The organism is Mycobacterium simiae (assembly GCF_008370645.1).
GTDB classification, from domain to species: domain Bacteria; phylum Actinomycetota; class Actinomycetes; order Mycobacteriales; family Mycobacteriaceae; genus Mycobacterium; species Mycobacterium simiae_A.
The window spans coordinates 1-9,260 of the sequence record NZ_VTZN01000183.1 but is presented as its reverse complement, the minus strand read 5'-3'; the positions used below and the strand labels follow the sequence as shown (position 1 = coordinate 9,260).

Sequence of the window (9,260 nt, the reverse complement as noted above, 5' to 3'; positions counted from 1 at the left end):
GCTGCGCGCGAATCCCATGCCCAACAAGCCCCAGCCGGTGAAGGGCTCGCAGCCGCGTCAGACATTTGGCCGTGTCATCCCGCAGGGCGGCGGCCGGCCGCCAATCGTGAAACCGATTCGCTAGATAGGAGTTCCGAATGCGACCGAAGAGCATCGACGGTGGGAATGCCCCGTACTTGCCGAGTGTCGGCAAAGCCGTGTTCGACGATGACGACTTGCCGCCCGTGACTGCCGCGTTGCGGGCAGCGTGGGGCCCGCACAGTGCCTTTCCGACTGCTACGAGTGAGGCGATGGCCGCGCTGCTGGTCGCTGTCCACACCCTCGAAACACGGCTAGCCGCGGTGGAAAGCGGCTAACACCAATGACTCGCGGCGGCGCACGGCGTCAAACCCGAAGTAGTCATGGAACGGGCAAGCGCGGCCATGACGGGCTTGTCAGGCCTGAGTCGTCAGCTGCGCCGTCGCCGCCGCGAACAATCAAAACCCAACGGCGAGTTGCTGATAAGTGCCTCGCAGAAGGGGCTTAGTCGCCGTGCGATCACCGGCCCCGCCACCCTGGATGGCCGACATACCGCCGCTGCATAACCCGCGCGCGAAGGCGCTCGCCGGCCTGCCCTCCCACGCTGCAAGCCACTGGGAAGCGGGCGGCCCGGTCTTCAGCGTCGACCCGCGGAAAATGCGGATCCTCGCAATTCGCGGCCGCTGCTGGCAATGCGGATACCCACTCGCCGGCCCCGGCTACGTGATCATCACCGAAGGCAACAACGGCCAGTACGGTGCACTGCACGTCCAGGACTTCGGCCCGTTGCACCGTTCATGCGCGCTGTACGCGTGCGCCGGCGCCTGCCCATTCCTCCGCTACCCGACATCACGCCGACGCCTCACCGCTGACCACCGCCAACGCGGAACAGCCACAGTCCAAGGCTTCACCACCGTCGCAGTCGTCTTCCCACCCGGCCTCATCACCGTGCCGCGCTTCGGCTACCACACACCCGCCGAAGCCATCTCCATCACCAACCTGGCACGCACAGCCGAGCTATATGCACAAGCCGTAACAGACGACGCAGCAACACGATTCACCGCAACGCCACGCCTCCACTGGACAGACACACCCAACGACACGGCACGCCTCGCAGCCGACTGGACGCAAACGAAGAACACACTCCAAACATGGGCGCAGACATCAGTTGTCACTATCGACGGACAGATCTACCGCGGCCACACCATCAACCAACAGCGGCAGCAGCACCCAACGCGGCAGACAGCAAACAGCCCAGCAAACTATCCGACGCAAACAGTGAAGTCGCAGGTCACAGCGACGACCGCCACTCTGGAAGCCACTGACCAGCGCAAACAGCAGACGGGGGCAGGGAACCCCCCTCCCGGCCCCACCGGACACCGACTAGGTACTGCTAAAAATGCTGGACGCACGCATTTCGGCAGAGTTTTCGCGTTACGGTTCGGGGCTCAGCAAACAGGCTCACAGGGCCAGCAAACTGCCGTTTTTTTGCCCGTTGGAGGGGTGATTGCCGATGGCCCAGAAACAGTGCCCTAGCTGCAAGAACCCGATGATCGGCGGGGGCCGTGCGCGGTACTGTTCGGCGGCTTGTCGGCAGCGCGCGCACCGCGCTAACCGTAACGCCAAACGTAACGCGAACCGTAACGCTTCGACGGCTGAAAGCGTTACGGTTACCGACTTTGCTGCCAGGCGGCCGAAGCCAGGGCGTCGACAGTCTGGTGACCCAGCCCGGCACTTTGCGGGTGGCCGCAAAGTCGCCACCAGCAAACGTAGTCCAGAAGCCCACAGTTGCTCAGCGCCGCAGCATTGCGCGGAGGCGGTGGCTCTCCTGGCGGCTCTGGACGAGCAGCTGGCGGTGGTCGCTCAAGCTGCTGGCGCCCCGCCGGGTAAGGCGCTGTCATGGTCTGCCGATGAGGCCGCGCTTCTTGAGGCAATCGCGGAGACGGTTGACCGCAAGGTGGATCTGCGGATCCGCTACAGCGCCAACGCCGACTTCCAGGCCGCGCTGAAGCTGAGCGCGGAGCTGCGCCTGCTGGACTCCACGTTGGCGCGGCTGCTCAAGCAGGTCAAACCGGTCATGCCGACGGTCCCGAAGACGCAGCGGTCGCAGAAGGCCAGCCACGCCGCGAAGACGAGATGGGAACGCGATGCCGCTCTGGGTAAATGACACCGGCCGCGGCGGCGGCAGCGCACAAGAGTCCGACGCTCAGCATGTACCTGGCATCTATGCGGCGTTGCGGGAGAAGGCCCGAGCGGATTGGGACAGCCCGGAGGGTTGGGATCCGCGGTGGAAGCGTCAGCAGCACGCTGTCACTCTCGGCGGGGGTTGGCAGGAGAACGCTGTGTATTGCGGTCAGCCGGGCGTGGTGTGTGAGCACGATCCGGCGCCGGCGGAGTACCGCGACCGCTTTGCCCGCGTGTGGCTTGCTCAGTTTGAGTCGGGTCAGCCGGTGGGGGTGACCGCGAAAGGCATGCCTGCCGGCATGCTGCCTCTAAGCGGTCGCAGTGACGTTGTGTATCGGGTGGGACCCGACGACATCGTGACTCCTCGGTCTTGAAATGTGCTCAGCAAACGATGCAGCAGACGCCCCACACAATGCGGTGCCACCCCGTCAAGCATTCTTCCTCGGTTGCTACCCTGGCGAAGCGGCTAACAAAAGGAACTGCGTTGTCTGGCATATCTGATCTCCCAGCCCGGCGCTGGGATGAAGAGAGAGTTGCGCGCCATTTCCTCGCTCTCGTAGCAGGAGCCGCATCGTTGCCTGTCTGCTATTTCGCCATCCGTTCGGTAGCCAACTTCCTAGCGGAGATTTTGCCGGAGCGCGTCTCAAAGGCCCTATTTCCATCAACGCCGAATCCCACTGGGGGTGCCGGTGCCCGTCGCGGAGGGAGAAAAACTTAATCTGCATCACTTGTTTGGCATGGCATTCTTTGTCCTTCTTGGGCGCGTCATGTTTCATCGGATTCGCCGTCGGCTAAAGAAACGACGTCATCAAGTCGACGCATCTCCCGCGGACACCTGCGCCGAGGCGCAGAATTCAAGTGAGCAGCCAACGTCATGTGAGGGTCCGCCGCCAGCGGTCACCCGCCCTGCCTCGGAGCATGCTGATGGGCATTAGATCTAGATTCAGAGGTTGGGACGAGCGGCCTATCTCCGGAATAGAACTTCTTGTGTCGGGTGCGCTCGTGGCATGGATTGCCCGCTTGATCGGCCGGAAAATCATCGGCCAAGAGTGGGAGGAACGCGCCGAACGCATCGACTCTCGCGCCTACACACTTGCTGAAGAAGCAGCAGAAGAACGTCGAAGGAAAAAGCAGATGCGACAACGGGACGTGCTTGCGGGATTTGACGACATGCTTGAATCTCGCCATCAGAGTTTGTATTCCTTGGTGACTTCCCCTGAGGGCGACTCGCCGGAGAGCAACGCGTAAGCAGTGGCAGGCCAACCATCGTCGCAGTCGCATCAACCGGAACGTCCAGAAAAGGCAAAACTGAGGGCACAAGAACAGCGTGTGACGGCATCCCCCCAGCGAATAAAGCGCCACCGGCCTCCCGAGTTGCCCCTTGCCGCTCCGTCAAACTTCGAATTCGGCGTCGAGCCGGGTCGACGTATTACAGATGAACTCCATCGACATGCCGGCATCGAGGGTTTCTTAGAGGCGGCGTCGCAGAGGTTGATCGCCATCACGGATGATCAAACGGCGGCATTAGGCATTGAGGCAGTCAAAATTGCCGCGGCGAGAGGGGCGTCAGCTGTCGACGCAAGTGACATCCTTGCAGCGGACGCAAAGCTCAATCACCCTCCCTTCGCAGAGCAAGTTAGAGCCTGGCTGTTCGGCGTCGGCGGCGTTCTCATCGGCGCCGGGCTGTCGCTCGCGCCGGCACTCGCACTGACGAAACAGCTAGAACACGCGGTCCTTTGGTGGTCCGCCGTCATCGCATTACTAGTGATTGGAGCTGCCCTCGCAGGGCTCGGCTTCCCGAGGCGGCGCCGGAACTAGTTTGTCGCCGCTGTGCCGGGGGGCGACCAACTACGTTGGGCCGCGGACATCCGTGACTCAGGACGATTCGCTGAGACTTCTGTTGGGTCGCTTCGCCACCATTGACGTCACCAAATTGACGAACGCTGAGCATGTGACGATGAAGTACAGAGTGAGTGCCTGATCGGGTTCGACTGTGTCTCCTTTGGCGGCGTGGCGAATGCCGCCACTGTCGCTGGTGAACCCGGAGAGCAGCTTCCAGCCCTCTATCAGCGCGGGGTGCATTTTGTTCGGCAGCCGATTTGCTACGAAATCGAGGGAATCTGCCAAGGTTTGGGCTTGTCCGTAACTCAGCTCGTACGCAGCGGCCTCGGCTCCCGACATGGCCTCTTGAACGGCTTTCGAATAGTTCGGATTATCGCGGACAGCGAATAGGGCAACCGCTTTCTTGATGTGTCCCGCTGCGTTGGTCAACGCCGACTCAATCGCAGTGTTGACAGCAGTCAACTCGGTTGCGTTAGTGATCGGAGCTATCGACGTGTTGGTAAGTCGGTAGCCGACCCGGTTCAACTCCAAGATGCTGTTCACCAACTCGGCGAGGTCGTTGCGTCTGAAATCGGGCGTGTTCGAAGCGAAGAATTCGATGAGATCGAACACCTCATACCACTGGCCTTGCATGAGGATCGTGCTCAGTCGGTTGGCGAGGTCATTGAATTGGTATCCGTGGCGCGGGAGGCCGAGATGGTTACACCAGATAAGCAGGCCGTCCTTGTCTGTGTACGGCCGGTCGAGGTACTTGGTATAGACGAAGTAGTTCCACAGGTCTGTTCGGGTGCGATCGTTTAGCGCCTCGAGCTGAACGACTGTGTCGAACTCTGTGTACCCGTACCTCTGTGAGAACGTTGGCCGCCGCCCGCGATTGCTTTCATCAGGCATGCCCGTTGTCAACCCCCTCAGTTCCGGCAAGCTTTCTCCGCGGAAGTATTCACGACTGTGCCTCAGGACGGAATCCCCTATCTCTGCTCCCACGACCGACGCAGCTTGTTAATTGGCGGTTCGCTTAACTACTTGCTCGCTGTGACTTCACGCGGGGGCCGCAAGGTGCTGCAATAGCCGAATGACACACAAAGGCTGCGCTCTTGACGGTCAAGAGCGCGCTCTCGCGGTCGGTAAGGTCCGAGCCTGGCGCCTCATTCTGGCGTCCCTGCAAGATGATGGCGATTCGACCGAACGCATCATTGATGAGGTCGAGGACTGCCCAGCCTGCCTCCGGGGACTTATCGAGTTCCTGGCCGGCTCGACATCCTCGGCCTTCACTACCATCGCCGGCGGTTCGCGCACCGCAGCGATCAATCGAACTGAAGAGCTTCTCAGCGAGGCCATCGAAGAGGCCGAAGGGGTCTAGCGAGGCTTCTTTTGCCGCCCAGTCACCTGATCCCTTGAGCGGCCAAGTAGGCAGTCACGTCTTGTTTTTCGGTTAGGTAGTGAGGCCACTGAAATTCTCGGTCAGCGAACAAGTCGCTGGCAGCGGCGTGAAGGTCACTGAAGGGGCGCGCCCACTTACTGGGCGCAGCCGCAGCGGCTGCTGCGGCATTTTCAAGGGCATTGAGTAGCAGCTGGACGAGCGGGCTAGCTTCGGTATTCCAGTCTGGCCGCGCGACATCGAGAGGGCCTGCAGCGCGTTGGACCGGATCGCGCCATGTCGTCAGGTGGAGCGCGTGTACCGAAATTGGTCGTTGATACCGTCGTAGACTGCCTTTTAGGCTGGAACATATTGCGAGATGGTCGAATTGCAAGAGAGCGGTGTCGGTCGAGCTAGGATTTGAGTTCGTGTAGAACTCGATCAGTGAACGCGCGTGGGCCAGCAGGCTATCTTGCAATATGACTCCGATTCCGGGCAGTAATTCGTTAGCAGCCTTCTGCTTCTGAGCTTCACCAGCGGGCCCATAAAGCAACCAGCCGCAGCCTGCAAGCGCCAAGTATCGGTATTCGTAGATGACGTCGAAAAACGTGTCTTTGTTGTCGGCCAATGTGATTCAGCAACTTCCCGCGGCGTTGTCGTCCACGTTGCTCGGGTTTTCCGCACGACGAAACGCTACTTCAGTGAGACTCTTCAGCGCGCTCCTCAGTGAGACGCTGGCCCTGGAACTGAAAATCGTCCTGGTCTAGATTTGTTTCTACGACCTCGGCCCCTGCCGTGGTCTCCGGGAACTTACCCATTCGACTTGCCCATCTGCTAATTGTCGTAATTCTGTGCCCAGGCACGGTCAGCCATCTTGCTCTTGCGCCGTTCGCGGCGGCGGCGTTGCGGTTCGGTGCGGTCCGGGTAGTCCCAGGCGTGGCACATCGGGCAGCAGCAGACCCTGGTGCCGGTGTCGAGGAACTCGCGGCGGCAGCGGGTCGTGAGCCGGGTGAACGCAACGTGGTCGAACGGATCGGGCAGATCACACGGGCCCGCGCGATGATCGTGCTTTTCGACGACCGCCACGTCCCTGTGAGCGAGCTTGACCCACATCGGCTTGGTCTTGTCAGTGCGACTCATCACGATGCCCTATCAGGAACTCCGCGCCAAAGGCGAAGTCCGCCAGAATACCTGGTCAGCGGCTCAGTAGGCTACTGCCTATGGTTCGCCGCAAGCCAGAACCCATCATCGCCGACGAAGACATCGACCTCGATGTCGAAGTGATCCACGTCAATGGTCAGCGCCTCACCAACGCACTCGCCGACGCGATCGCAGAAGAAATCGCACACACCAGGCCCGGGCCGGGCGGGAGATAGTGCAAGTACCTCCCCATCCGGCCCGGAAATCACAGATTACCTGGCAATAACCAGGAGGAGGCCGGGCAAAATGAAGACGTACAGCCTCGCCGACGTCGCCGCCGCGCACGGCCTCCACGAAGTGTCCAAAGACCCGGTGCGCTGGCTATCGATGCGACTCAACCGCGGCGAACTCCGCGGCATCCGCTTCGGCCGCTACTGGCGCATGTCCGAAGCCGACGTCCAATTCATGCTGGACAAGTACCACAACGGCGCTACCGGCGAGCCGCCGAAACCAGCGGCCGCCGAACTTGCGTCAGCAGTCGATGGCATCGCTCGGCGCGGAACGACGCGTCAGGCGCAGCGTATGACGATGTTCATCTTTCAGCGCCGCCGCCTGGGCTCCCACGACGGGCACTCCCGGGCGAACCGGCGCACCTCCGCGAGGGGGAACACGACGCGGCCCCCGATCATCTTCGGCACTATCTCCCCGGCCCGCATCAAGGATTCAAGTCGGTCGTGTGAGATACCGCCCAACACAAGGCAAGTGGTGTTCTTGTCAATAAACTCTGGCTCGATCGAGACAAGTATCTCTGGTGCACCGCACCATTCGCATTGCCCGTTTCGCGGATGAGTCAGTGTCACCGCTGGTCCGCGGCCGCCTGGGGTGTGCGTCATCATGGGGACCCAACGTAGGGCCACCAGCCAGGTGCACCCGCAATCTGTACCGGGCGGCCAACGCCTAAGTCTCCTCCGACTCCCTCCCCAGTCGCGGTGATGAGCACCGCGACTGGGGAGGGGGTCGCATTTCAAATGCGACCCCCTCCGATGTTGCGCTGTCGCCGTCAGCGGCCTGGCGCTACGGCCCTTCTCCGGGTGCGTTCGTTGTCGAGCCTGATGACGTCGTAGGGAATCTTTGAATACGTGCGGCGCAGGTATTCGCGCCCGATGGAGGCCTCGAGTATGACCGCTATCGGGCGGAGCTCATCTACGGTCAGTTCCTCCGGCGCCATTTGAGACATCGCGGTCTTGACGCGCCACAGCAGTGCGTCTTTGGAATCCTGATCGGTGTTCACCAGACGATGCCCGCGGCTTGCCCCAGCTTCGTGACCCGGTCCCACAGGAGGTGGGTCCTGTCGATGCCGTCGTGACTATCGGCCGCGGCGACGAGATGCGCGGCGAGCTGACGGGCTTCGCCGGCGGTGAGGTTGTATCCCAGCTCCCGCCAACCGAATGTCTCCGTGGCCCTAGTAAGCGCGGTCAGCCTCACCCCGTTGCGGTTGCGGTCGCACGCCGCAGCGTGGGCCCGTGACACGGTGCCGTGAATGTACGGGCCAATGACTGAACACCAGAACTGCACCTCCTGCCAGCCCGGTTCGGTCACCCCATTGGCTTGACCGCCGACCGAACGTTCGCAGTACGGGCCGTGGTCGAAATCGGCGCCATCGTGGCCGCAACTCACGATGCAATGCCCCGTTCGGGTCACAGTGTCGCCGGCTTCGGAGGGGAGGTTGGAAACATTTGATTCTGTTGCACTGTTTTCGCGCATAGGAGTACGCTCCTTCGTAGCTTGAGATTGAAAACCCTCTGCAAAGGGTTGAGGTCATCCGAAGGCGGTTCCCTGCCAGGGGAGCCGCCTTCAGTCTTTTGGTCCGATTTGAGATCCGACCAAGTCATGAGACGACTGAACCGAGTGACTTGAAGTCACCGGTTCATTACTTGGTGGTGCGCGCGGGCGGCCTTCAAGATGAAGGTCAGTCGACAGAGGTCCTGGTGGGACCTGAGTTCGGATAGCACGCAGAATCACATGCGGCTTAGTTTGTGGAGCTAGATACCTGCTCTCAACTGCAACGACTTGCGTGGTCCCGGCTGGGATCGAACCAGCGACCTTCCGCGTGTGAAGCGGACGCTCTTCCACTGAGCCACGGGACCGGCGCCGAGCGGCAACGAGGTCGAAGACTAGCACGATCGGCGCCTCCGCCGAAGGCTCGACCTGGGCAAGCGATGCCGCAGCGGCCCAAAACACCTGGAGATTTGTGTGTGCCCGCTCACGTCGACTATCGTCGTGCTTCGCACCGGGCGACGATCTCGTCCGTTGCGCGCGGATGTAGCGCAGTTGGTAGCGCATCACCTTGCCAAGGTGAGGGTCGCGGGTTCGAATCCCGTCATCCGCTCGAAGGTGCAAGTGGCATCAATCCCAGCGGTGGAGTGGCCGAGTGGTGAGGCAACGGCCTGCAAAGCCGTGCACACGGGTTCGATTCCCGTCTCCACCTCCAGCCAGCGCGATTAGCTCAGCGGGAGAGCGCTTCCCTGACACGGAAGAGGTCACTGGTTCAATCCCAGTATCGCGCACCAGAGTTTGCGCAGGTCAGAGGCAGTTTTTAATCCTTAGATGCGGCAGTGTGCCAGACACATGCCAGATTGGTTTTGGCGGCCCAGGGTTCGACCCGAGAGGTACGCAATGACCACCACACCCACCACCAGCGACCCAGCACCCTGCGGGC

Annotated in this window: 14 protein-coding genes and 4 tRNA genes; 13 read left to right on the top strand and 5 right to left on the bottom strand. The window is 61.5% G+C overall.

The window, feature by feature from the left end; translation table 11 throughout:
• Positions 1-137 precede the first annotated feature (137 nt).
• The 6 genes from F0Q45_RS21795 to F0Q45_RS21770 all read left to right on the top strand — a co-directional run bounded on the left by F0Q45_RS21795 (position 138) and on the right by F0Q45_RS21770 (position 4,020).
• On the top strand, positions 138-356 hold the full coding sequence (locus tag F0Q45_RS21795) for a hypothetical protein (RefSeq protein ID WP_149655906.1): 219 nt from the start codon (positions 138-140) through the stop codon (positions 354-356).
• 175 nt (positions 357-531) lie between these two features.
• The gene (locus tag F0Q45_RS21790; protein ID WP_149655905.1) at positions 532-1,554 is read left to right on the top strand and encodes a hypothetical protein; all 1,023 of its coding nucleotides are present in this window, start codon (positions 532-534) and stop codon (positions 1,552-1,554) included.
• 283 nt (positions 1,555-1,837) lie between these two features.
• Complete coding sequence (locus tag F0Q45_RS21785) at positions 1,838-2,185, top strand: hypothetical protein (protein WP_149655904.1); 348 nt, start codon at positions 1,838-1,840, stop codon at positions 2,183-2,185.
• Positions 2,166-2,576 (top strand): hypothetical protein, encoded by a 411-nt coding sequence (locus F0Q45_RS21780; protein WP_149655903.1) that lies wholly within the window; start codon positions 2,166-2,168, stop codon positions 2,574-2,576. Before F0Q45_RS21785 ends, F0Q45_RS21780 begins: the two co-directional genes overlap by 20 nt.
• A gap of 628 nt (positions 2,577-3,204) precedes the next feature.
• On the top strand, positions 3,205-3,450 hold the full coding sequence (locus F0Q45_RS21775; RefSeq protein ID WP_149655902.1) for a hypothetical protein: 246 nt from the start codon (positions 3,205-3,207) through the stop codon (positions 3,448-3,450).
• 81 nt (positions 3,451-3,531) lie between these two features.
• The gene (locus F0Q45_RS21770; protein ID WP_188113091.1) at positions 3,532-4,020 is read left to right on the top strand and encodes a hypothetical protein; all 489 of its coding nucleotides are present in this window, start codon (positions 3,532-3,534) and stop codon (positions 4,018-4,020) included.
• A gap of 57 nt (positions 4,021-4,077) precedes the next feature.
• Here the strand turns inward: F0Q45_RS21770 and F0Q45_RS21765 are convergent, their stop codons facing one another.
• The gene (locus F0Q45_RS21765) at positions 4,078-4,935 is read right to left on the bottom strand and encodes an AbiJ-NTD4 domain-containing protein (protein ID WP_149655900.1); all 858 of its coding nucleotides are present in this window, start codon (positions 4,933-4,935) and stop codon (positions 4,078-4,080) included.
• A 181-nt stretch (positions 4,936-5,116) separates the two neighbouring features.
• Here F0Q45_RS21765 and F0Q45_RS21760 point away from each other — a divergent pair, with 181 nt between their 5' ends.
• Both F0Q45_RS21760 and F0Q45_RS28005 read left to right on the top strand, forming a co-directional pair.
• Positions 5,117-5,404, top strand: a complete 288-nt coding sequence (locus tag F0Q45_RS21760; RefSeq protein WP_149655899.1) for a hypothetical protein — start codon at positions 5,117-5,119, stop codon at positions 5,402-5,404.
• Positions 5,405-5,994: 590 nt separating this feature from the next.
• On the top strand, positions 5,995-6,168 hold the full coding sequence (locus F0Q45_RS28005; protein WP_188113089.1) for a hypothetical protein: 174 nt from the start codon (positions 5,995-5,997) through the stop codon (positions 6,166-6,168).
• Between the two features lie 67 nt (positions 6,169-6,235).
• Here the strand turns inward: F0Q45_RS28005 and F0Q45_RS21755 are convergent, their stop codons facing one another.
• A complete protein-coding gene (locus F0Q45_RS21755) occupies positions 6,236-6,541 on the bottom strand; it encodes a hypothetical protein (protein WP_149655898.1) in 306 nt (101 codons plus the stop codon).
• An 80-nt stretch (positions 6,542-6,621) separates the two neighbouring features.
• Between F0Q45_RS21755 and F0Q45_RS28000 the strand changes: the two genes are divergently transcribed.
• Both F0Q45_RS28000 and F0Q45_RS27995 read left to right on the top strand, forming a co-directional pair.
• Positions 6,622-6,777, top strand: a complete 156-nt coding sequence (locus F0Q45_RS28000) for a hypothetical protein (protein WP_188113088.1) — start codon at positions 6,622-6,624, stop codon at positions 6,775-6,777.
• A gap of 70 nt (positions 6,778-6,847) precedes the next feature.
• Entirely contained in the window at positions 6,848-7,390 is a 543-nt protein-coding gene (locus tag F0Q45_RS27995; RefSeq protein WP_188113087.1) for a hypothetical protein, read from the top strand.
• 211 nt (positions 7,391-7,601) lie between these two features.
• On the opposite strand, the gene F0Q45_RS21745 is transcribed toward F0Q45_RS27995, so the two are convergent.
• The 3 genes from F0Q45_RS21745 to F0Q45_RS21735 form a co-directional block, all read right to left on the bottom strand.
• Positions 7,602-7,832, bottom strand: a complete 231-nt coding sequence (locus F0Q45_RS21745) for a hypothetical protein (protein WP_149655897.1) — start codon at positions 7,830-7,832, stop codon at positions 7,602-7,604.
• Entirely contained in the window at positions 7,829-8,305 is a 477-nt protein-coding gene (locus F0Q45_RS21740) for a hypothetical protein (protein WP_188113086.1), read from the bottom strand. The genes F0Q45_RS21745 and F0Q45_RS21740 overlap by 4 nt, the downstream gene beginning before the upstream one ends.
• A gap of 311 nt (positions 8,306-8,616) precedes the next feature.
• A tRNA-Val gene (locus F0Q45_RS21735) sits at positions 8,617-8,688 on the bottom strand.
• A gap of 169 nt (positions 8,689-8,857) precedes the next feature.
• On the opposite strand from F0Q45_RS21735, the gene F0Q45_RS21730 reads away from it, so the two are divergent.
• The 3 genes from F0Q45_RS21730 to F0Q45_RS21720 all read left to right on the top strand — a co-directional run bounded on the left by F0Q45_RS21730 (position 8,858) and on the right by F0Q45_RS21720 (position 9,111).
• A tRNA-Gly gene (locus tag F0Q45_RS21730) sits at positions 8,858-8,930 on the top strand.
• Positions 8,931-8,958: 28 nt separating this feature from the next.
• A tRNA-Cys gene (locus tag F0Q45_RS21725) sits at positions 8,959-9,032 on the top strand.
• Between the two features lie 4 nt (positions 9,033-9,036).
• Positions 9,037-9,111 (top strand) — tRNA-Val (locus F0Q45_RS21720).
• Positions 9,112-9,260: the final 149 nt, after the last annotated feature.